Genomic DNA, 22,098 nt, shown 5'->3' with positions numbered 1-22,098 from the left:
GCGGCCCGTTTCCCCGGACGGTCGCCGGTGTACTCCTGCTGGGGAGGTGTGCCGAGATGACCGAACAGGATGTGGAATGGCGCCGGGACAAGGAGCGGTTCGTCGCGCACCAGGACGAGGCCCGCCCGCCCGGCGACCCGGTGTACAGTCCGCTGGCCCGGCAGTTCGTCCAGCTCGGCCGGCAGTTGCTGGCCGCCGACACCGTCGCGGGCGTGCTGGCACACGTGGCCCGGGCAGCCGTCGAGGTGGTGCCCGCCGCGGACCTGGTGAGCGTGACGCTGCGGTCGAGCGACGGACACCTGCACACCCCCGTCGCGACCGACCCGCTCGGCACCGAGCTGGACGAGCTCCAGGACCGCTACGACGAGGGGCCGTGCCTTGACACCGCCCGCTCCCCCGGCCCCGCCTACCGCCACAGCGGCGACCTGGCCAACGACGCGGCCTGGCCACGGTTCGGCCCCGCGGCCGCAGCGTTCGGCTTCCATTCGGTGCTGTCCACGGCTTTGCTGCCGGACGTCATGCCGCCCCGGCTGTCCGGCGCGCTCAACGTCTTCGCCCGCGAGCCCGGCGCGCTGGGTGGCGCGGCGGACCACGACCGCGTGCTCCTGCTCGCCACCCACGCGTCGCTCGCCGTCTCCTCCACCGAGGCCGTGCGCCTCGCCGAGCTGCGCGAGGCCCAGCTGCGCCGGGCCATCGACAGCCGCGACGTCATCGGCCAGGCCAAGGGCATCCTCATGCACCGCCGCGGAATCACCGCCGAAGAGGCGTTCGACCTGCTCCGCCGCACCTCGCAGGAGCTGAACGTCAAGCTCGCCGAGCTGGCCCGCACCATCACCACCCGGCACACCGAGCTCGACCTGCCCGGATGACGGCTCAGCTCTCCGGAGTCGTCCGCACGACCACGACCGGGCAGGGCGCGTGATACAGCAGGTGCTGGCTGGTCGAGCCCAGCACGAGGGCGCGGAACCCGCCCCGGCCACGGCTGCCGACGACCAGCAGCCGGGCGTGCTCGGCGTGGCGCAGCAGGGCGCGGGCCGGGCGGTCGTGCACCACCTCGCGCGTGACGCGGACGTCCGGGTACTCCTGCCCCCAGCCGGCGAGCCGCTCCGCGAGCAGCTCCTCGGCCTGCTGCTCGACGGGTGCCAGGTCCAGCAGGCCCGCACTGGTGGCGACCGCGGTCTCGACCAGGAGGTCGGTCCACGCGTGCACGGCCACCAGCTCGGCGCCGCGCGCGGCCGCCTCCGCGAAGGCGAACGCGATGGCGGCCTCGCCGGTGGGCGTGCCGTCGACACCCACGACGACCGGGCCCGCGGTCTCCTCGTACGCGCCGCGGACGACCACGACCGGGCACCGCGCGCGACCGGCGAGCCCCACCGCCGTCGAGCCGACCAGCAGGCCGGTGAACCCGCCGAGCCCGCGGCTGCCGAGAACGACGAGCGCGGCGTCGCGGGACTCCCGCACCAGCGTGGTCACCGGCGACGCCTCCACCAGCACGGCGTCGACGGACAGTCCGGGGCCGGCCTGCGCGGCCACCGCGCTCGCCTGGTCGAGCCACTCCCGGCCGCGGTCGCGCATCGCGGTGTGCAGGGTTCGCGGGTCGACCGCGCGCGGCGCGTAGGAGGTGAGCGGCACGAAGGTGTGCACGAGCCGGAGCGGGACACCGCGCCGCCCGGCGTCCTCGGCGGCCCACCGCACTGCGCGCAGGGCGCTGTCCGACCCGTCCACCCCGACCACCACACGCCGGCCCGGCACGTTGCTCGCCATCATGCGACCATCGTCGGCCATCTCCTGCTTCCGCGCAGCGGATGGGCGGACACCGGTCGGTCGTCCGGGCCCACAGTCCACACTGGACTCACGGTTGGTCCACGTGGGTAGTTCTCGCCTGCCGTGCACCGCCAGCGCGATGCCGGCGCCGAACGCGGCCAGCAGCAGCGCGGCGAGGATGTACCCGGCGAACCGAGCCGGCGGAGCCACGAGCAGCACCGCGGTGATCGCCTCCGCCGCCACGACCGCGGCCGCGAGCAGCGCGCGGGCGAACAGGTCGAGCACGCAAGCCTCCGGATGGTCTGGGAACGACGGCGGGGGTGCGGGAGGCGCCTGTTGCAGCACCGACCGGTGCTCCGGCACGCACGCACCGGCGTCGACCTTCGGTGGCACCAGGCCGGCCAGCCGCTCGCTCGCACGGCGCAGGACTCGCCTCCTGGTTCGCTCCCTTCCCTCGGAATACCGACGTGGACGGGCCTCACGCTGGCCGCCCGGGAGCGGGAACGGAAGGTGGTCGGACAAGCTCGGACAACCTCGGACTGGGGCGTCTGGCACCATCGGCGCAGCACCACCACGAAGGAGCCGAACCGCCGTGCGGATCGTTGTCGACGACCTGTCCGGACCCGAGATCGCGACGTTCCTCGACGAGCACGTCCGGGAGATGCGCTCGATCACGCCGCTGGAGAGCAAGCACGCCCTGGACCTCGACGGGCTGCGCCGGCCGGAGGTCACGTTCTGGTCCGTGCTGGACGGTGCCACGGTCGTCGGCTGCGGCGCGATCCAGCGGCTGGACGACGCCCACGCCGAAGTGAAGTCGATGCGCACCGCACCGGCCCGCAAGCGCGGCGGCATCGCCTCCCTGGTGCTGCGGCACATCATCGAGGAGGCCCGCCGGATGGGCTTCACGCGGCTGAGCCTGGAGACCGGCTCGGCCGAGTTCTTCCGCCCCGCCCGGGCCCTGTACGAGAAGTTCGGCTTCACCTACTGCGAGCCGTTCGCCGGCTACCGGCCCGACCCGCACAGCGCCTTCATGACGCTCGCCCTGTGAGCCCGTGCGGGTTCACCCCACGGGCAAGCGAGCGGTGTCGAGAATGGCGGCATGACCCCGGTACCACGAGCCGCCGCACCGGACACGCGGGTACTGCCGGACGCGGAGGCCGCCGCCTACGCCGGGTGGTTCGCCTGCCTGTCCGAGCCGGCCCGGGGTCCGGCTGTTGCACGCGGTCGCCACCACGCCGGGCGGGATCGGCGTGGTGGCGCTCGCGGAGCTGCTCGGCATCGGTGAGTCCAGCTGCGCGCACCACGTCCGCGTGCTCGCCGACGCCGGCTTCCTGGTGGCGCACGGCGCGGACCGGATCACCGTCGAGCAGTCCCGCCGAGACGGTCTGCGCCACGCCGCGGACGCCGTGACGGGCGCGCTCGCCGCCCGCCCCCGCTACCCCACCGACGTGCCGTCCGACGTCACCGTCCGCGCCCTCGAGCCGCGCGACTGGCCCGCGGTGCGCCGCATCTACGCCGAGGGCATCGCAACCGGCATCGCCACCTTCGAGACCACCGTGCCCAGCCGCGAGAGCCTCGACGCGAAGTGGCTGCCCGAGGTGTTTCGCATATGTCGCCGAGCTCGACGACGAGCCGGGCGAGGTCGCGGGCTGGACCGCGCTGTACCCGGTGTCGCTCCGCGAGTGCTACGCCGGTGTGGCCGAGACCGCCATCTACGTCGCCGGCGGCGCATGCGGCCGCGGGGTGGGCAAGGCGTTGATCCGCAAGCAGGTCATGGCCGCGGACGAGGCCGGCCTGTGGACCCTGCAGAGCGCGATCTTCACCGAGAACCGGGCGAGCATCGCGCGGCTGGACGGCGTGTGGCACGACACCGTCTTCATCGAACGCCGCGCGTGACGCCGACCGGTCAGCGGACGCGGCGGCCGGTCTCGCGGCAGGAGTAGCCGCCGAGGGCCTCCACCCCGGCACGGAAGTCCTCGCGGTCCAACAGTGTCCACAGTGGAGCAAGCAGCGGACCGGCCAGCTCGTCGGTGCGGACGACGAGGTCGTAGGGCTCCTGGGCCACCGGGACGAAGTCCAGGCCGAACGCGCGGGCCGCGGCGAGGATGCCCATGCCCACGTCCGCGCTGCCTGCGGCCACGGCCGCCGCGACCGCGAGGTGGGTGTGCTCCTCCCGCTGGTAGCCGGCGACCCCGGTGGGGTCGATGCCGCCACCGGCGAGCTCGTGATCCAGCAGCGCACGCGTTCCCGCGCCGCGCTGCCGGTTGACGTAGCGGACCCCGGGACGGGTCAGGGAGCCGATCCCGGTCAGCCCCAGCGGGTTGCCCGGCGCCACGATCAGCCCCTGGTCGCGGTGGACCAGCCGGACCACCGCGACGTCCGCGTCCACGCCGAGCAGTCTGTCCACATAGGGCAGCGTGTACTCGCCGGTGGCCGGGTCCAGCAGGTGCGAGCCGGCGAGGTGGCACAGGCCGTCGCGGAGGGCGACGAGGCCGCCGAGGGAGCCGACGTTGGACGATGCCAGCGTGATCAGCGGGTCGGCGGCGCGCAGAGCGGACGCGGCGAGGTCGAGCACCAGGTCGTGCGAGCCGATCACGACGATGGTGCGGTCGATCTCGCCGAGGCCCCGCAACAGCTCCACCGCCACCTCGGCCCCGGCGTGTCGACCCTCCACACCGGACGGTACGACGAGCAGCCCGTCCGCGCGCACGAGCGAGGTGAGCACGCCCGCGCCGCGCGGCAGCGGGGTGGCCACGACCTGGTCCCCCACCCGCCCCAGCCGCACCCGGACCCAGTCGTCCATGCCGATGGCGGACGGCAGCTTCCTGGCCAGCCGGGCGGTCGCGGCCGGGCGCTCGCGGGGGGCGGCTCCCTCGAGCTCGGCGAGCACCGGGGCGACGAAGATGTCGAACGTGAGCGCCGCCGACACCGGGTAGCCGGGCACGCCGACGACGGGAGTCGTGCCGACCGTGCCGAGCACGACGGGATGGCCCGGGCGCACGGCGACCCCGTGCACGGCGAGCGTGCCCGCACCGGCGACCACGCGGGCGGTGTAGTCGTCGCGGCCGGCGCTGGAGCCCGCGACGAGCAGGACGAGGTCTGCCTCGCCGGCCGCCGCCCGCAGCGCGGCGGTGATGGCGGCCGGGTCGTCCGGGACGATCTCGCCGACCCGGGACTCGCAGCCGGCCTCGCGCGCCTGCGCGGCCAGCATCAGGGAGTTCGTGTCGAGGATGTCGCCCGGGCCGAGGTCAGCGCCGATCGGGCGGATCTCGTCCCCGGTGGGCACGATCGCGACCACCGGGGCACGCCGGACGGCGAGCTCGGTGACCCCCGCGGCGGCACAGGCGGCGGCGTCGACCGGGCGGAGCCGGTGGCCCTCCGGCAGCAGCAGCTCGGCCGCGCTGATGTCCTCGCCGATCGAGCGGACGTGCTGGTAGGGCGGGACCGCCGCGCGCAGCTCCGCCTTGCCGTCGCCGGTCCGGTGCACCTGCTCGCGCATGACCACCGCGTCGTAGCCGGCGGGCAGCGGGTCGCCGGTGTCGACGACCTCGAAGTCGGCCAGGAGCACGGGCGTGGTCTCGCTCGCGCCGACCGTGTCCGCGGCCCGGACCGCGATGCCGTCCATCCCGGCCGAGTCGAACGCGGGCGAGGACCGCCGCGCCCACACCGGCTCGGCGCTCACCCGTCCCATGACCGACCCGACCGGCACCCGGAGGGTGCCGACCCGGGCGGGGCAGCCAGCCGCCGCGCGGGCCTCGCGCCACGCCGCGAGGGCCTCGGCGGCGGGCACGTCGGAGACGAAGGGGCTCTCCGGGCTCATCGGTACAGCACGACCTCGACCTCGCTGCCCGCGTCCAGACCGGTGGCCGGCTCCGGGACGAGCACGTACCCGTCGGCCCGGGTCAGCACGGACAGCAGCGCGGACGGCCCGAACAGCGGCTCGGCCACCCCGTCGCGGACCGTCACCTGGACCACGTCGAGCCGCCCGGCCGCGGAGGCGAGGTCGCGCGAGAGCCGGGCCCGGGCGCTCGGCGACGGCGGCGGTCGCTGGCAGCCGGACAGCCGCCACAGCAACGGCGTGCCGACCTGACCGAACACCACGAGCGCGGACAGCGGGTTGCCGGGCAGCCCGATCAGCGGGATCCCGCCGCAGTCGGCCAGCAGCGTCGGCTTCCCCGGCTTGATCGCGAGCCCGTGGCACCAGATCTCGCCGACGGCGGCCACGGCGCCCGCGGTCTCGTCCCGCGTGCCGACCGACGAGCCCGCCGACACCACCACGAGGTCGGACCCGGGCAGCACCTCGGTCAGCCTGGCCTTCAGCGCGCCCGGCTCGTCGCCGACGATGCCCGCGAGAACCGGCTCGCCGCCGGCGTCGGCCACCAGGCCGGCCAGCGCGGCGGCCGTCGCGTCGCGCACCTGGCCCGGCGCCGGCGACCGGACCTGCGGCGGCACGACCTCGTCACCGGTCGAGATGATCGCCACCCGCGGCCTGGTGTGCACCGCGACGTTCGTGACGCCGGCGGCGGCCAGCAGCCCGAGGTCCGGCGCGCGTAGCGGGCGGCCGGCGGGCACCAGCTCGGCGCCGGCCGCGACGTCCTCGTCCGCGCGGACCACCCCGCCGCCCGGTGCGACCGGCCGGGTGATCTCGATCGTGCCGGGCATCGTCTCGGCCGTGTACTCGACCATCACCACCGCGTCCGCGCCCGCGGGCAGCACGCCCCCGGTCGGCATCGCGACGCAGCCTCCCGGCCGAACCGCGACCGTGGGCTCCTCGCCCATCCGCACCGCACCCAACAGGTCCACATAGGACGGCAGCCCGTCGGAGGCGCCATAGGTGTCCGCGGCCCGCACCGCATAGCCGTCCACAGTAGAGCGAGCGAACCCGGGCAACGGGTCCGGCGCGGTGACCGGTTCGGCGGGCACCCGGTGCAGCGCGGCGGCGAGCGGGACGTCCTCGACGGGGGTGCGGTGCGCGGGGCGGAACCCCGCAAGGGCCTCGGTGACGGTGCGGGCGGTGAAGAACTCCCTACCGCTCAACGATTCTCCAGGCCCAGCACGGAGATCACGGGCCCGAGCGCGACCTGGCCCAGACCGCAGATCGACGTCTTGCGCATGGCCTCCTCCAGCTCCCGCAGCCGTGCCCGCCGCGCTCCATCGAGCGAGTCCAGCGAGGAACCGGAGTCCAGCACCTCCCGCAGCATCGCATGGGCCTTGGTGGACCCCACCCGGCACGGCACGCACTTGCCGCAGGACTCGTCGCGGAAGAAGCGCAGCACGTTGGTGGAGGCGGCCAGCAGGTCGGTGCCCTCGGCCAGCACCACCAGCGCACCCGAGCCGAGCATCGTGCCGGCCTCCGCGAGCGTGCCGAAGTCCAGTGCGAGGTCGAGCCGGTCCGGCCCGATGAAGTTCGACGACGCCCCGCCCGGCTGCACCGCCCCGACCGGACGCCCGTCGAGCACGCCCCCGGCGGTGTCGATCAGCGAGCGGACCGTGGTGCCCATCGGCACGCAGTACACCCCGGGGTTCGCCACGTGACCGGACACGGCGAAGAACTTCCAGCCGACCGAGTCGCCGAGCCCCTGGTCCCGCCACCAGTCCGCGCCGCGCCGCACGATGACCGGCACGTCGGCGAACGTCTCCACCGAGTTCATCAGCGTGGGCCGGCCGTGCAGCCCGTACGTGCCCGGGAAGGGCGGCTTGTTCCGCGGCTCGCCCCGGTGGCCCTCCATGCACTCCAGCAGCGCGGTCTCCTCGCCGAGGATGTAGCCGCCCGGCGAGACGAAGACGTCGAGCTCCAGCCGCCGGCCGCTGCCGCAGGCGTCCGGGCCGATCACGCCGGCCTCGCGCAGCGCGGCGATCTCCGCCCGCAGCACGCGTTCCTCCGGCCCGTACTCGTGGCGGATGAACACCCAGCCCTGCTCCGCGCCGACCACGGCCATGCCCAGCAGCAGCCCCTCGAGGACCAGGTGCGGCTGGTCGGCGAGGATCTGCCGGTCCTTGAACGTGCCCGGCTCGGACTCGTCGGCGTTGCAGACGGCGTACTTGACAGCGCCGTCGGCACCGTCGTCGGTGCCGGCGACCAGCTCCCACTTCTTGCCCGTGGGGAACCCGGCGCCGCCCATCCCGCGCAGCCCGGAGGCCGACAGCGTCGCCACGACGTCGTCGGCACGCACCTCGCCCGCCAGCAGGGCCCGCAGCGCCGCGTACCGATCGGCGACCCCGGACCCGGCCGGGTACGGGTCGTTGGGCCACGGCTCGGTGCGCACGGTCGCGGCGGCCTCGCCCACCCCGTCGTCCCGTGCCGCCGCCACCAGTGAGTCCACATCGGACACCGGGGTGGGGTGCTCGTTGACCGCCGCGGCCGGCGCCACGTCACAGCGCCCGAGGCAGGACACCTCGACCAGCTCGACATCGGCGTCCTCGCCGTAGCGGGCCCGCAGCTCAGCGAGCCGCTCCTCGCCGGAGCGCGCCCAGCAGGACAGGTCGTGGCAGACGTGCAGCGCGACCTTGGCCGGCGGCGTCGTGCGGAAGTGCGGGTAGAACGAGACGAGGCCCTCGATCTCGTACCGCGGTCGCCGCGCCTCGCGGGCCAGCTCCTCCAGCTCCTCGCGCGGCAGCCAGCCCAGCCGGGCCTGGATCGCGTTGAGCGCGGGGATCAGCGACGGCCCGGGGAACTTCCCCGCGCGCGCCTCCACACCCGCAACGCGACGGGTCTGTCCCGCCTCCCCGGAATTAACCCTTGTAGTCACCATGGGCGGATACCGTCCAGTTCGGCTCGTACTTGTGGCTGAGTTGCATCCCGTTCCCCTTGGGTGCGGTTGGCACACGTCATTCCTGCACCCCTACAACCGTCGCGGGCGGTGTGTGATCCGCGCCCAGGGCCTCCACCTGGACCGCGCAGAACTTGAACTCGGGAATCTTGCCGTACGGGTCGATCTCGTCGATCGTCAGCAGGTTCGCCGCCGCCTCCCGGAAGTGAAACGGGATGAAGCAGTTGCCCAGCTGCTCGCGGTGCGACACCCGCACCAGTAACTCGATCACGCCGCGTCGGGACCGCACCCGGACCAGCTCGCCGTGCGCGAGCCCGCGGTCGGCGGCGTCCTTGGGGTGCAGGTAGACCTCGGCGACCGGGGCGATCGTGTCCAGCGCGAAGGACCGGCGGGTCATCGAGCCGGTGTGCCAGTGCTCCAGCAGCCGGCCGGTGTTGAGCACCAGCGGGTACTCCGCGTCCGGCAGCTCCTTCGCGGGCAGCCACTGCGCCGGCACGAGGTGGGCGAGCCCGTCGTCGGTGTTGAACCGCTCGTCGAACATCACCACGGTCCCGTCGGTGTGCTCGGGGTCGTCGTTCGGGTACAGCTTGCCGGACAGCCCGAGGTTGTCGTGGCGCAGGTTGGCGTACGACGGCATGAGCGCCACCATCTCGTCGAACACCTCGCTCGGCGAGGAGTACGACCAGTCCAGCCCGATCCGCCGCGCGATGTCCTGGACGATCTCCCAGTCCACCCGCGCCTGGCCCGGCGGGTCCATCACCTTGCGGCCGAGCTGCACCCGGCGGTCGGTGTTGGTGTAGCTGCCGTCCTTCTCCAGGTAGGACGACGCCGGCAGGATCACGTCGGCGAACTCGGCGGTCTCGGTGAGGAAGATGTCCTGCACCACCAGGAAGTCCAGCGCCGACAGGGCCTTGCGCACCTTGTTGATGTTCGGGTCGGACAGGAACGGGTTCTCGCCCAGCATGTACATGCCGCGCACCCCGCCCGGTTTGAGCGCCGAGCCGACGATCTCGGTGACCGTCAGGCCGCGCTTCGGGTCGAGCTTCGCGCCCCAGGCCCGCTCGAACCGCTCCCGCGTGCCGTCCTTGTGCACGCCCTGGTAGTCCGGGTAGAACATCGGGATCAGGCCGGCGTCGGACGCGCCCTGCACGTTGTTCTGCCCGCGCAGCGGGTGCAGCCCGGTGCCGGGCCGGCCGACGTTGCCGGTGATCGAGCACAGCGCGATCAGGCAGCGGGCGTTGTCGGTGCCGGTGGTGTGCTGGGAGATGCCCATCCCCCAGTAGATGACGCCGGCTTTCGCCTCGCCCCACTCCCGGGCGACCTCGCGGATCAGGCCCGGGTCCACGCCGGTGATCTGCGCGGCTCGCTCCGGCGGGTAGTCCGCGACCGTGCGCGCCAGCTCCTCGTAGTTCGACACGCGCGCCGCGATGAAGTCCCGGTCGATGAGCCCGAGGCGGATCACCTCGTGCATGAGCGCGTTGTAGAACGCCACATCCGTGCCGGGCTTGACCTGGCAGTAGTAGTCGGCGTGCTCGGCGACCGTGCTGGCTCGCGGGTCGACGTAGACGATCTTCGTGCCGTTTCGGCGGGCCTGCTTGAAGAATGAGCTCGCGACCGGGTGGTTGGCGGTCGGGTTCGAGCCGGTGATGATCACGACGTCGGCGTTGGCGACGTCGCCGTAGGTGGTGGACACCGCCCCGGAGCCGACGCCCTCGAACAGCGCCGCGACCGACGACGCGTGGCACAGCCGGGTGCAGTGGTCGACGTTGTTGGTGCCGAACCCGACGCGGATCAGCTTCTGGAAGAGGTAGGCCTCCTCGTTGGAGCACTTCGCCGAGCCGAACCCGGCGATCGCGCCCGGCCCGCCCTCGGCGTGGATCTCCCGCAGCCGCCGCGCGACGAGGTCGAGCGCCTCCTCCCAGGTGGCCTCCCGGAAGTGCGGCATGACCTCGTCGTAGTCCACGAGCCCGCCCGGCTTGCGGCGCCCGTCGCGGCCCTTCTTCCCGCCGCCGCGATCGCCGCCGTCGACCCGGCGGTCGGCGGACATGTCACCGCGCACGTCCGCGGACAGCGGGCCCTTCGGGTAGGCCTCCTCCGTGCGGATCAGCGGCACGGTCAGCCGCTGCGGGGAGGCCGCGTAGTCCCAGCCGTAGCGGCCCTTGACGCACAGCCGGCTCTGCGAACCCGGCTGGTCGCGGCCCTCGGCGAACGCGATCGCGCCCCGCTCCCGGTCCACGTAGTAGGTGAGCGCGCAGCCGACGCCGCAGTACGGGCACACGCTGTCGACCGCGTCCAGCCGCTCGCGCGGCTGGATCGGGATGTTGTTGATGGGCTTGTTGGTCAGCGCGCCGGTCGGGCAGGCCTGCACGCACTCGCCGCAGGTCACGCACGAGCTCGCGCCCATGGGGTCGTCGAGGTCGAACGCGATGCGGGTCGAGTAGCCCTTGCCGGAGCGGCCGATGACGTCGTTGCCCTGGATGTCGTCGCACGCGCGGACACAGCGGTCGCAGAGGATGCAGGCGTCGTGGTTGACGTCGATGACCGGGTTCGACGAGTCGTGGCCCCGCCCGGAACCACACGGCAGGTCGGTGGTCTCGCGGGCGGCGTCGAACCGGTCGGCCAGGTCCAGCAGCAGGTTGTCGCCGGTGGTCGTCTGCTTCGGGTCCTCGGCCCTCGGCGGCTGGTCGGAGATCAGCAGCTCGGTCAGCACGGCCCGGTTGCGCTCCAGGTCCTCGGTGTCGGTCCGGACCGTCATGCCGTCCTCGCACGGGCGCACGCATGCGGCGGCGAAGACCCGCGCGCCGGTGTCGACCACGCACATCCGGCAGACGCCGACCGGGTCGTAGCGTTCGTCGTGGCACAGCACGGGAATGTCGACGCCGACCCGCTTGGCGGCGTCGTAGATCGTGGTGCCCTCCGGCACCGTCACCGAACGGCCGTCGATCTCGGCCGTCACCGTCCGAACGGCCGTGCTCGCCTCGTCGAGAGTCGTCATCCTCGCTCCGTCCTCGGTATTGCATACAGCATACCGTTCGCGCCCGCTGCCCGTGGTGCCGGCCTGGAAGGACGCCTTTCGGACATTGAGCGCCAGGAAGGCGTCCTTCCAGGCGCACGTGGCCGACGCTAGGCGTCGAGTAGAAGATCCGCTAGGTCCGCCGGAACCACCTTGCCTTCCTCGTCCAGCCCGCGTGCCGCGTAGTAGCCGGAGACCATCGACCACAGCCGGTCGGCGCTCAGCTCGGCGCTGCGTCCGGAGCCCAGCTCCAGCGGTGTCGCGAGCATCCGCGCGGGCAGCGTGTCGTCGGCCGCGGTGGCGCCTTCCCGCAGGTTGAACGCCCGCTTCGCCCGCACGATCCGGCGCGCGGCGCCGCGCAACTCGCCCGCGTCGAGGTCCCAGCCGGTGACCAGCGCGAGCAGCCTGGCCCACTCGGTGAAGGGGTCCTCGAACACGCCGCGGAGGAACTTGCACAAGATCATCGAGTCCATGACCGCGGCCCGGTCTTCGGTGTCGACGGCCGCGGCCACGTGTGCGGCGCCGCCGTCGAAGCGGTCCAGCCGCCCGGACAGGTCGGCCTCGTAGGCGCCAGAACGGTTGTGGTCGGCACCGCGGGCGTTCACGGCGAGGCCGAGTGCCATGGACTGCAGGCTGCGTGGCTCGTAGCCGGGCAGCTCGAGCCCCTTGACCTGCGGCGCGAAGTCGATCGAGCCCTGGCCGACCAGCGCGGCCGCGTGGCGTGAGCCGTGCGCGAGCAGCTCCCCCAGGCCCGCCTTGCGCTCGCCGATCTCCTCGAGCGCCCGCAGCAGCGCCGCGCCGTCGCCGAAGCGCAGCCACGGCGCGTCGATGAGGCCCTTCTCCACGCACTCCATGGCCCAGGCGATCGTGCCGCCGGCGGAGATCGTGTCGATGCCCAGCTCGTCGCAGCGCGCGCTGGCGGCGAACACGTCGTCGGGGTCGGACACCCCGCACAGCGGGCCGAGCGCGAACACGTTCTCGTACTCCATCCGCTGGCTGCCGCCGCCCTTGCGAGCGTAGATGTGCTCGCAGCCGATGGAGCAGGACGCGCAGCTGTTGCGGGCCACGCCACGCAGCTCGTGCAGCTCCTCGGCCGCGAGCCGGGGCGCGTCGTCGAACGTGGCGGCGGTGAAGTTGCGGGTGGGCAGCGTGCTGACCGCGTTGAACGCCAGCAGGTTCGCGAGCGTGCCCAGCTCGCGGTACTTGGCGGTGGCCGGGCCGAAGCTGCGCTTGCGCAGGTCGCGGGCGGCGGCGAGGACGCCGGCCTGGTCGGCGACGCCCACCTTGGTCGCCGACTTCACCAGTACCGCCTTGATGTTCTTGGCGCCCAGCACCGCGCCGAGTCCCCCGCGTCCGGCGTGCCGGCCGTCGTGGCTGATCGTCGCGTACCGCACGCCCCGCTCGCCGGCCGGCCCGATGGCCGCCGTTCGCCAGCCACGCCCGAACCGTTGCCGCGCCAGGGTTTCCGTCTCGGCGGCCGGCAGCCCGGCGAGCTCCGGCGCGGGCTCGAGGCGGGCACCGTCACCGTCCACGAGGAGCACGGACAGCTCGTCCGCACGGCCGCGGATCACGATCGCGTCGTGGCCGGTGAGCTTGCCGGCGATGGCGAACTGGCTGGACGCGAGCGCGTCGGTGAGCAGCCCGGTCAGCGGCGACTTCGCGACGACGGCGAACTTGGCGCTGGTGGTCAGCGGGGTGCCGACGAGCGAGGAGAACACGAACGCCAGCGGCGCGGCCGGGTCGAGTGGGTCGACGCGCGGCGGGGCGAGCCGGTGCAGGAGCCACGTGCCGAGGCCGACGCCACCGAGGTAGGAGCGCAGCACCCGGTCTTCCAGCTCCAGGGGCGTACCCGTCGCCGCGCGGCCGCCGGCACCGACACCCACGTCCCCGCCGATGTCCACGACCAGCGCGCGTCCGAAGAAGCCACCCGACGCCATACCCCGACTGTATGCCTCATCCACCGGCGTCGGCCGACAGGAAGGCCAGGGTGTCCCCCGCGACGAGCGGCTGCCGCCCGTCGCCAGTCATCTGGTCCCCGTTGAGCGCGGCCACGACGTGCCGGTCGAGGGTGAGCCCGACCCGCTCGGCCGCCTCCCCGATCGTCGCCGCGCGTACCCGGTGCGGCCGGTGCCCGCCGTTCTTCGCCAGCGCGCCGAACCGCTCGACCACGACCTCCGGCGGCTCGCGGTCCTGAGCCGCCCGGTAGTCCCGCGGGGTGTTGACGTTCACCACGGACTCCAGCTCCGGGTCGAGCCGTGCCAGCGCGGCGTCGGCGAGCAGCTCCGCGTCATCGAGCCGGCACACCGCGCAGTGCTCGAACAGCATGCCCGGGCGCAGCTGCCCCTCGCCCAGCAGCTCGCCGATCAGCCCGGCGAGGCTCGTGCGGTAGGCCGCGGCGAGCGGCTGCCGGTACCCGCGCGCCACGGGCAGCACGACGTCGACGCCGTCGGTCAGCGCGCGCAGCACCCGCCGGACGTACGCCGGGTGCAGGAACGGCAGGTCGGTGGAGCAGACGAACGCGCCCCCGGCCCGGTCCGCGACCGCGGCGAGCCCGCGCGCGAGACCCTGCATCGGGCCCAGCCCCTCGACGGGATCCTCGACCACGGTGACACCGGCGGGCAGGTCCGGCAGCCGCTGCCCGGGCGCGGCAACGACGACGACGGGCCCGTCGACGGTCCGCGCGAGCACGGCCGTCGCGCGGTAGAGCAGCGTCGAGCCGTGCCAGGCCAGCCAGGCCTTCGGCTCTCCCATCCGGGTGGAGCGCCCGCCCGCGAGCACGACGCCCGCCGAAGTCGCCATGTCCGCGAGAATAGCGCGTGGAAGGACGCCTTACGGACGTCGAGCGTCCGTAAGGCGTCCTTCCAGGCGGTTAGGCTTCGGCCTTCGAGAGTGTCCACTCCGGACGGACGTAGTGGCAGGTGTAGCCGCCCGGGTGCTTCTCGAGGTAGTCCTGGTGCTCGGACTCGGCGTCCCAGAACGTCCAGTCGCCGGACAGCTCGGTCACGACCTCGGCGGGCCAGCGCCCGGACGCGTTCACGTCGGCGATCGTGGCCTCCGCGATCCGGCGCTGCTCGTCGCCCGAGTAGAAGATCGCCGACCGGTAGCTGGTGCCGATGTCGTTGCCCTGCCGGTTCCTCGTCGTCGGGTCGTGGATCTGGAAGAAGAACTCCAGCAGCGCCCGGTAGCTGGTCACCGCCGGGTCGAAGACGATCTCGATGGCCTCCGCGTGCCCGTGGTGGTCGCGGTAGGTCGGGTTGAGCACCTCGCCGCCGGTGTAGCCGACGCGGGTGGATGCCACCCCCGGCTGCTTGCGGATCAGGTCCTGCATCCCCCAGAAGCAGCCGCCGGCGAGGACGGCCCGTTCGGTCGACGTGGTCATGGCTCTCTCCTTCTCGTCATGCCGTTCAGCGCCCGGCGGTGGCGTGCCCTTACCCGGCGGTGTGCCAACTCACAGCCGATGCCGGCTCACGAGCCCGCGCGGCGTGCGGCGGCGGACGAGCAGGGCACCCACCGCGAGCCCGGCGGCGGCCGAGCCCAGCACGACCCAGATCCACAATGGCACGATGTCCCCGCCATCGCCGGCGCGCCTGCCGGCGATGGCGGTCAACGCGGTCGGCTCCGCGGCCGCGGTCGCCGGCCGGCTCGCAACCGGCTCGGTCAGCGTGAAGCTCACGGTGCCGCGGACGGGATCGTCACCGGACGCGATCGTGTAGCGGGCGATGCACGGCCCGGCCGGCCCGGACGAGTTCACCGGCATGGTCAGGGTGTTGCCCTCGGCCGTGATCTCCCCGACCGTCCAGGCGACGCGGTCGGCACCGGTCACGAAGATGACGACCAGCTCGGGGTCGACGGGCTCGCTGAACGTCAGCGTGATCCGCTCCGGCGCGGCCGCGAGCGCGGCGCCCTCGGCCGGGTCGCTGCCGGTGAGCGTGATGTCGGCCGCCGTGCCCGCCGCCGTGCCCGGCGCCGTGCCCAGTGCGGCCAGGACGGCGGAGACGACCACGGCGACTGCCACTCGCTTCACGATCAGAACCGTCCTCCACCGGCCGCACCGACCCGAACGACGACGGATGGTAGTCGCCCGCACGCACCCGGCGCGGCGGTAACGTGCCGGACGGCGGTGAGTACCGCCTGCCGACGGGAGGGCCTGATGGCAGTGACCGACCGCGGGCCGACCGGCCTGCTGAGAATCGTGCTGCGCGCCCCGATCTGGCTCTACCGGGCCGGGTTGGGCCGGCTGGCCGGCCATCGGCTGCTCTACCTCGCCCACCGCGGCCGGCGCACGGGAGCACGCCGCGAGGTCGTGGTCGAGACCGTGCGGTTCGACCCGGCCGTCCCCGAGGCGGTCGTGGTGGCCGCGTGGGGCAAGAACCCGGACTGGTACCGCAACCTCCATGCCTCCCCCGCGCTCGAGGTACGCATCGGCGCGCACCGCTGGCCCGGCCCGGACCATCGCTTCCTCGACGCCGACGAGACGCTGGGCGTCCTGCTGGCCTACCGGCGGGCGCACCCGCACGCGTGGAAACGCCTCGCCCCGCTGCTCGGCTTCCCGACCGACCCGGCGGATCCCCGATGGCCGGAGGTCGCCGCCCGGGTGCACGCGATCGCGTTCACTCCACACCGGACGGACGGGTGAGGCGTCAGGCGAAGGCGAAGTAACGCAGCCACAGGTACGGCGCCGCGAGCGCGATCGTGAACAACGTGACGATCGCTCCCTTGCGGGTGAACGCCCAGAACGAGATCGGATGCCCGGCACGCTTGGCGATCCCGAGCACCACCACGTTCGCGCTCGCCCCGACCGCGGTCAGGTTCCCACCGAAGTCCGCGCCGAGCGCCAGCGACCACCACAGTGCCTCGGCATGCACCGGGTTCGCGATGCTCCCCGACAGCTCCAACACCAGCGGACTCATCGTCGCCACGTACGGAATGTTGTCGATCACACCCGACAACAGCGCCGACACCACCAGGATCAGCATGACCGCGAGCAACGCGTTGCCACCCGTGGCCTCGGTGACCAGCCCGGCCAACTCGCCGATCACACCCGTGTGCACCAACGCACCGACCATGATGAACAGCCCGGCGAAGAACAGCAGCGTCTCCCACTCCACACTGGCCAGGTAGTGCTCGGGCCGGCTGCGTGAGATGAGCACCAGCACCCCGGCGCCGAGCAACGCCACGACCGCCGGCTCCATGTGCAGCGCGGAGTGCAGCACGAACGCGACGAACACACCGGTCAGCACGATGCCGCACTTGACCAGCAGGCAGACGTCCTGAATGGCCTCCCGTTCGGTCAGCGCCATGATGTCGGCCACCCGCTCCGGGTCCGCGGTGAACGAGCCCCGGAACAGCCACGGCAGCACGATCATGAACGCCGCCACCGCCACGATCACGATCGGTGCCATGTGCACCAGGAAGTCGTTGAAGGACAGATCCGCCCGGCTGGCGATGATGATGTTGGGTGGATCACCGATCAGCGTCGCCGCACCGCCGATGTTCGACGCGAGCACCTCCGCGATCAGGAACGGGATGGGGCTGATCGCCAACCGGTCGCACACCAGCAGCGTCACCGGGGCGATCAGCAGGACCGTGGTCACGTTGTCCAGCAGGGCCGAGGCGACCGCGGTGATCAGCACCAGCAGCATCATGATCCGCAGCGGCGAACCCTTCGCGCGCTTGGCCGCCCAGATCGCGACGTACTCGAAGACACCGGTGCGCCGCAGGACGCCGACGATGATCATCATGCCGAGCAGCAGGAAGATGACGTCCCAGTCGACACCGGTGTCGTGAGAGAAGAACGCCTCGTCCGAGCTCACCACACCGAGCCCGAGGACGAGGCCCGCGCCGCCCAGCGCGGCGGCGGTCTTGTGCACGCGCTCCGTCGCGATGAGCACGTAGGCAGCCACGAAGACGGCGACCGCGATCCAGGCACTCATGCCGAGTACTCCGTCCGATTCGAGTCAAGCCCACCCCGGGCCGGGGTGGGCTGCCGACCAGACTTCCCGGCACTCCGCATCACAACATGGCGTATCGACCGCCGAGAAGCAAATCGTCCACAGTAGGCGGATCGCGCGCTACCGGCGCATCGTAGGGCACGGTGGTGGCGGTGTGCGGGACGTCTGGTCGGCGGCCGTTCTGGGTCGGCCCGCCGATCCCGGAGCCGTACCCGCGCCGACGCCCGAACAGACGTAGTCTGCGTGCGTGCATGCGAACGAGATGGCCGAGGAATTCCCCGTGGTCAGCGTGGAGGCCGATGCCTGGGACGCCGTTACCCAGCTGGCGGAACGCCGGCTGCCCGGCCTCGTGGTCACCGACTCCGGGGGCAAGCCGCTGTCGATCCTGCCCGCCTCCCAGGTCGTGCGGATCCTGGTACCGACCTACGTGCAGGACGACCCGTCCCTGGCCGGGGTGCTGTCGGAGTCGATGGCCGACCGGGTGGCGGACAAGCTGCGCGGGAAGAAGGTGGGCGCGCTGATCCCGGAGGACGTGCCGGAGCTCGCGGTGGTGAACGACGACGACACGCTCGTCGAGGTGGCCGCCGTGATGGCCCGGCTGCGCTGCCCGCTGGCCGCGGTCACGCGCGGCGACGAGCTGGTCGGCGTGATCACCGCGTCGCGGTTGCTGCAGCTCGCGCTCGCCCCGCCGGCGTAGTGCGGGTTCCCGGAGCGGATCCCAGGACGCGGGCCTTGTCCAACATGGACCGTCTGGGACGATCGTCGCGCGGCTACCCGAGGCGAGTCGGGTCGACATCGAGGCGTGGGGCGGCGAGCCGACGTTCCGCGTGCGTGGCAGGAACTTCGTGTTCGCGAGCCACGACGCCACGGGCATCACCGTCGATCACACTCGGCCGGGAGGACCAAAGCTGATCACCACCGAACGGCCACGCCACCCGGACGCGGGTCAGACGAGTGGCGTGGCCGGGGGTGGTGGCACTCAGGCGGTCGTCCAGTAGTAGCCGTCCGGGGTCGGCACCAGGCCGCCCGCGATGTCGGGTACGCCCTGGCGCTCGCCCTTGCCGTAGAGCACCTGGTCCTTCTTCGCCTTCATGGCCATGTCGACGTGGTCGATGGCCCGCAGCACGCCCTCGTCGAGCTGCTGGTCGGGGTAGGACTGCAACAGGTCGCTGATGCGCTGGCCGGTCGAGAAGACGTCCATGTCGACGGTCGAGACCCCGGACACGAGCCGCACGAACGCCTCGTTGTCCCGCTCGGGCGTGTCGAGGATCTTGCGAGCCTCCCAGAAGTAGGACTTCTCGTGCCGGTTGAAGTCGTAGAACGCGATGAGGAACCGGTAGATGTTCTCGAACTCGTAGCGGTAGCGGTTCTCGAACTCGGCGAAGAGCTTCTCCTCGTCCAGCCCGTGGACGCCCTGCAGCAGGCTGTTGATCGACCGCGCCGCGAGCAGGCCCGAGTACGTCGCGAGGTGCACACCGCTGGACAGCACCGGGTCGATGAAGCAGGCGGCGTCGCCGAGCAGGGCCATCCCGGGCGTCCAGTAGCTCGTCGTGGAGTACGAGTAGTCCTTGCGCACGCGGTACTTGCCGTATTCACCCTCGGTGATCCTGGTCGCCGGCTCCAGCATGTCCTGCATCACCGGGCAGGCGTCGATGAAGCCCCGCATGGCCGCGTCGTGGTCCTGCTGCTGGAGCGCGGCCGCGTGGTTCTTGTCCACGACCGCGCCCACGCTGGTCAGCGTGTCCGACAGCGGGATGAACCACATCCAGCCGTGCTCGAACGCCGAGCAGAGGATGTTGCCGCGGTTAGGGTCCGGCAGGCGCTTGGCGTTCTCGAAGTAGCCGAACAGCGCGATGTTCTGGAAGAACTTCGACACCACGCGCTCGCCGACGTACTTGTGGAACTGGCTCTTGTTCCCGGATGCGTCCACGACGAAGCGGGCGCGCGCGGTCCGGGCCGTGCCGGTGTCGTCGACGAAGTTCGCGCCGACCACGCGCCCGTTCTCGACGATCAGGTCCTTCACCTCGTGGTTCTCCCGCACCTGCACGCCGCGCTTCTTCGCGTTGTTCAGCAGGATGTGGTCGAACTTGGCGCGCTCGACCTGGTAGGAGTAGTCGACGCCCGCCTTCTTGAGCTCCTCGGCGTCGCCGAAGGTGAACGACCACGGCTCGTCGCTGCTACCCCAGCGGAACACGCCACCGTACTTCTTGACGAAGCCCGCGTCGTGCACGTCGTCCAGGCAGCCCAGCATGCCGCAGATGCCGTGCACGACGAGCGGGAGGAGCGACTCACCGATCTGGTGGCGGGGGAACGTCTCCTTTTCCAGCAGCAGCACGGAATGGCCCTGCATGGCCACCAGCGTGCTCACCGTCGAGCCGCTGGGACCTCCGCCGATCACGATGAGGTCGAACTCTTCGTCAAGCTCAGGCATTTGCATACTCCCAGCGATGTCGGGTCACGTCACGGGTCGTCGGGCCGCGGGAGCGGACATGCGAAAGTGGGATTCCGCCCACTACTGACTCCGTATTCGGCCGCGCGCTGCCGAATACGGAGAGTCCGACGTCCGGCTGAAATCGTCAACGGCTGCGGAGGACAATGGCAGCACGGCGAACTCCCGATGGCCTGATCATCAAGAACGAAATAGCCTGCTTCTGGAGTTGGTCGGAGGCGGACGCTACTACATATCCGCGCGAGTTCGGAAGCCTTGGGCCGAATGGCCCACGACGGTAGTGGGATGCACACACCGCTCTGGCAGACTCGTCGGCGTCCAAACGGTCCGTCCGCCTCGGACGTTCTCTCTTCCTTGCCCCACAGGGAATCCAGATACTAGGACCGGCCTCGGTGCCGCCGGACACCGGGTGGGTCACGGACCCGGGACGGTCGCATCGTTGCGAATTCGGCCGGGCGAAACCCACGGGGTCCCTTTTGGAAATGCGTGGCATTCAGAGGGCCGACGTCGACCCGTCCGACGGTTTCGGTGTGCGGGCGTAGCGGCTGGTACCCACCGAGTCGATCATCGAGCGCACCGCGCCGGGCTCGCCGGCGAGCATGACCGTCCGGTCCCGCACCGCCGCCAGCCAGCTCGTGTGGCCCAGCCAGACCCCGGTCAGCGCGCCGAGGGTGCACGTGACCCGTACCGAGATCGCCGTGCCGGGCTGCGCCCGCCGCGCCGTCGCGCCGAACTGGGACAGCACGAGCCACCACCGCCGGGCGGCCGAGGCGTCGACGAAGTCGAACTCGACGGTGAGCGGCTGGGCCGGCAGCCGGCCCGGGTCGATCTCCCGGCAGATGTCGAACATCAACAGCTCGGGGTCGAGGTCGCCGACGCGCGGGCTGTCCAGCCAGCGCTGCCCCCACCGGCCGAGCTGCGCCACGATCGGCGCCAGCTCGTGGCCCGCCTCGGTGAGCCGGTAGCGCTTCTCCCCGTCCGCCCCCGCCCGGCTGGTCACCACCCCGAGGCGTTCGAGCGTCCGCAGCCGGTCGCCCAGCAGCGACCGGGACAGCTTCGGCAGGCCCTGGGCGAGCTCGGCCCGGCGCTCGCCGCCGTGCAGGAGCTCCCGCACGATCAGCAGCGTCCAGGTCTCGGTCAGGACCTCGATAGCTCGCGCGGCCGGGCAGTGCTGCTCGTAGCGGTACACGCGATCACCCGTCCACCGGCGTGACCAGTACGGGCAGGTCGGCCCACCCGGCCTTCCCGGCGGCGGCGTGCTGGACGCTCCAGTCCGGGCACAGCCTGCGCACCAGCCGCAGCCCGCAGCCGAGTGGCCAGCCCGCGCCGGTCGACGGCGTGGCGTCGTGGACCTCCAGGCGGACGACGTGGCCGGGCGCGGGCAGGATCAGCCGGATCGTGTAGGGCGCCTGGGCGTGGTGGAAGGCGTTGGTCAGCAACTCCCCCACCACGACCGTCGCCTCCCGGACCGCGCCGGACGTGCACCCGCGCAGCGGCGTCTCGAGCCGGCGGCGCAGCTGCGACAGGAACGCGGCGTCGGCACTCGCGAGCCGTGCCTCGCCGAGCAGCCGGTTGAGGTCGGCCCCACCGGCTCGCGGCACGTCGGTCATCGCGGTCTCCGCCGCCCGGGCATCGGTGGTTGACCCGGCGGGGTGAGGCCGACGACCGGTACCTCGAGGGCCAGCTCGGCCCACGTAGTCCGGGCCCGCGGTCGCTGCTCCACACCCCACCGGGTCGAGAGGCCGGCGACCAGGACCAGGCTGGGGTCCGACAGGGAGTCGTCCGGCTGGGCTGTGCACTCGTCCACGAGGACTGCGAGCGCCCGGCGTCCGTCCATGACGGTCAGGCGCAGCACATAGGGCGCCGCCATGCGGCCGCGCGCGGCCGCGACCAGCTCGCCGGTGACCATGCTCGCCCACAGCCGGGGCAGCGCCGGCAGGTCGCGGAGCGCGCCGTGAACCCAGGCCGCCACCAGCTCGTCCGACGGTTCGTCGTCGGTCGGCAGCAGCAGGACCGCGCTGTCCTCACCGCGGTCGTCACCCCATGGCGAGCTCACGACGACAATCCTCAGTGCTTTTCACGCTGATCAACCTGACGACTAGCTGACAATTCACCTGCCGTACCGCGCCGAGCCGTACGATCGGCGCTGAC

Annotated in this window: 18 protein-coding genes and 1 pseudogene; 5 read left to right on the top strand and 14 right to left on the bottom strand. The window is 72.4% G+C overall.

From position 1 onward, the window contains the following. Positions 1 to 56: 56 nt before the first annotated feature. Positions 57 to 869, top strand: coding sequence for an ANTAR domain-containing response regulator (locus ACRDTB_RS09875; RefSeq protein WP_431429728.1), 813 nt, complete (start codon positions 57 to 59; stop codon positions 867 to 869). 4 nt (positions 870 to 873) lie between these two features. On the opposite strand, the gene ACRDTB_RS09870 is transcribed toward ACRDTB_RS09875, so the two are convergent. After that, positions 874 to 2,286, bottom strand: a complete 1,413-nt coding sequence (locus ACRDTB_RS09870) for a universal stress protein (protein ID WP_431429727.1) — start codon at positions 2,284 to 2,286, stop codon at positions 874 to 876. Between the two features lie 70 nt (positions 2,287 to 2,356). On the opposite strand from ACRDTB_RS09870, the gene ACRDTB_RS09865 reads away from it, so the two are divergent. Next, positions 2,357 to 2,812 carry a GNAT family N-acetyltransferase gene (locus ACRDTB_RS09865; protein WP_431429726.1) on the top strand — a complete coding sequence of 152 codons (456 nt, stop codon included), beginning with the start codon at positions 2,357 to 2,359 and terminating at the stop codon, positions 2,810 to 2,812. Positions 2,813 to 2,863: 51 nt separating this feature from the next. Further along, a pseudogene (locus ACRDTB_RS09860) lies at positions 2,864 to 3,660 on the top strand (helix-turn-helix domain-containing GNAT family N-acetyltransferase). Positions 3,661 to 3,670: 10 nt separating this feature from the next. Here the strand turns inward: ACRDTB_RS09860 and ACRDTB_RS09855 are convergent. The 8 genes from ACRDTB_RS09855 to ACRDTB_RS09820 all read right to left on the bottom strand — a co-directional run bounded on the left by ACRDTB_RS09855 (position 3,671) and on the right by ACRDTB_RS09820 (position 15,571). After that, positions 3,671 to 5,584, bottom strand: a complete 1,914-nt coding sequence (locus tag ACRDTB_RS09855) for a molybdopterin biosynthesis protein (RefSeq protein ID WP_431429725.1) — start codon at positions 5,582 to 5,584, stop codon at positions 3,671 to 3,673. Continuing rightward, positions 5,581 to 6,801, bottom strand: coding sequence for a molybdopterin molybdotransferase MoeA (locus tag ACRDTB_RS09850; protein WP_431429724.1), 1,221 nt, complete (start codon positions 6,799 to 6,801; stop codon positions 5,581 to 5,583). Before ACRDTB_RS09850 ends, ACRDTB_RS09855 begins: the two co-directional genes overlap by 4 nt. Next, positions 6,798 to 8,459 carry an NAD(P)H-dependent oxidoreductase subunit E gene (locus tag ACRDTB_RS09845; RefSeq protein ID WP_431429723.1) on the bottom strand — a complete coding sequence of 554 codons (1,662 nt, stop codon included), beginning with the start codon at positions 8,457 to 8,459 and terminating at the stop codon, positions 6,798 to 6,800. Before ACRDTB_RS09845 ends, ACRDTB_RS09850 begins: the two co-directional genes overlap by 4 nt. Before the next feature lie 133 nt (positions 8,460 to 8,592). Continuing rightward, positions 8,593 to 11,529 carry a formate dehydrogenase subunit alpha gene (gene fdhF, locus ACRDTB_RS09840; protein ID WP_431429722.1) on the bottom strand — a complete coding sequence of 979 codons (2,937 nt, stop codon included), beginning with the start codon at positions 11,527 to 11,529 and terminating at the stop codon, positions 8,593 to 8,595. Positions 11,530 to 11,657: 128 nt separating this feature from the next. Continuing rightward, positions 11,658 to 13,484, bottom strand: coding sequence for an aldehyde ferredoxin oxidoreductase family protein (locus ACRDTB_RS09835; protein WP_431429721.1), 1,827 nt, complete (start codon positions 13,482 to 13,484; stop codon positions 11,658 to 11,660). Between the two features lie 16 nt (positions 13,485 to 13,500). Further along, a complete protein-coding gene (mobA, locus tag ACRDTB_RS09830; RefSeq protein WP_431429720.1) occupies positions 13,501 to 14,346 on the bottom strand; it encodes a molybdenum cofactor guanylyltransferase in 846 nt (281 codons plus the stop codon). A gap of 70 nt (positions 14,347 to 14,416) precedes the next feature. Further along, on the bottom strand, positions 14,417 to 14,926 hold the full coding sequence (msrA, locus tag ACRDTB_RS09825) for a peptide-methionine (S)-S-oxide reductase MsrA (RefSeq protein WP_431429719.1): 510 nt from the start codon (positions 14,924 to 14,926) through the stop codon (positions 14,417 to 14,419). A 69-nt stretch (positions 14,927 to 14,995) separates the two neighbouring features. Continuing rightward, positions 14,996 to 15,571 (bottom strand): copper resistance CopC family protein, encoded by a 576-nt coding sequence (locus ACRDTB_RS09820; protein WP_431429718.1) that lies wholly within the window; start codon positions 15,569 to 15,571, stop codon positions 14,996 to 14,998. 126 nt (positions 15,572 to 15,697) lie between these two features. Here ACRDTB_RS09820 and ACRDTB_RS09815 point away from each other — a divergent pair, with 126 nt between their 5' ends. Then, positions 15,698 to 16,183, top strand: a complete 486-nt coding sequence (locus tag ACRDTB_RS09815; protein ID WP_431429717.1) for a nitroreductase family deazaflavin-dependent oxidoreductase — start codon at positions 15,698 to 15,700, stop codon at positions 16,181 to 16,183. Positions 16,184 to 16,187: 4 nt separating this feature from the next. Here ACRDTB_RS09815 and ACRDTB_RS09810 read toward each other — a convergent pair whose 3' ends face one another. Beyond that, on the bottom strand, positions 16,188 to 17,480 hold the full coding sequence (locus tag ACRDTB_RS09810; RefSeq protein WP_431429716.1) for an ArsB/NhaD family transporter: 1,293 nt from the start codon (positions 17,478 to 17,480) through the stop codon (positions 16,188 to 16,190). Between the two features lie 265 nt (positions 17,481 to 17,745). Between ACRDTB_RS09810 and ACRDTB_RS09805 the strand changes: the two genes are divergently transcribed. Beyond that, positions 17,746 to 18,195, top strand: a complete 450-nt coding sequence (locus tag ACRDTB_RS09805) for a CBS domain-containing protein (protein WP_431429715.1) — start codon at positions 17,746 to 17,748, stop codon at positions 18,193 to 18,195. Positions 18,196 to 18,477: 282 nt separating this feature from the next. Here the strand turns inward: ACRDTB_RS09805 and ACRDTB_RS09800 are convergent, their stop codons facing one another. The 4 genes from ACRDTB_RS09800 to ACRDTB_RS09785 all read right to left on the bottom strand — a co-directional run bounded on the left by ACRDTB_RS09800 (position 18,478) and on the right by ACRDTB_RS09785 (position 22,003). Beyond that, positions 18,478 to 19,929, bottom strand: coding sequence for an FAD-dependent oxidoreductase (locus tag ACRDTB_RS09800; RefSeq protein WP_431429714.1), 1,452 nt, complete (start codon positions 19,927 to 19,929; stop codon positions 18,478 to 18,480). 511 nt (positions 19,930 to 20,440) lie between these two features. After that, the gene (locus ACRDTB_RS09795) at positions 20,441 to 21,136 is read right to left on the bottom strand and encodes a winged helix-turn-helix transcriptional regulator (RefSeq protein ID WP_431429713.1); all 696 of its coding nucleotides are present in this window, start codon (positions 21,134 to 21,136) and stop codon (positions 20,441 to 20,443) included. A 4-nt stretch (positions 21,137 to 21,140) separates the two neighbouring features. Next, on the bottom strand, positions 21,141 to 21,557 hold the full coding sequence (locus tag ACRDTB_RS09790) for an ATP-binding protein (RefSeq protein ID WP_431429712.1): 417 nt from the start codon (positions 21,555 to 21,557) through the stop codon (positions 21,141 to 21,143). Next, positions 21,554 to 22,003: a hypothetical protein gene (locus ACRDTB_RS09785; RefSeq protein WP_431429711.1), complete on the bottom strand. Its 450-nt coding sequence runs from the start codon at positions 22,001 to 22,003 to the stop codon at positions 21,554 to 21,556. The genes ACRDTB_RS09790 and ACRDTB_RS09785 overlap by 4 nt, the downstream gene beginning before the upstream one ends. Between the last annotated feature and the right edge of the window lie 95 nt (positions 22,004 to 22,098).

It is taken from the genome of Actinophytocola sp. (assembly GCF_050699935.1).
GTDB lineage: Bacteria > Actinomycetota > Actinomycetes > Mycobacteriales > Pseudonocardiaceae > Actinophytocola.
This window is presented reverse-complemented; position numbering and strand designations above follow the sequence as displayed.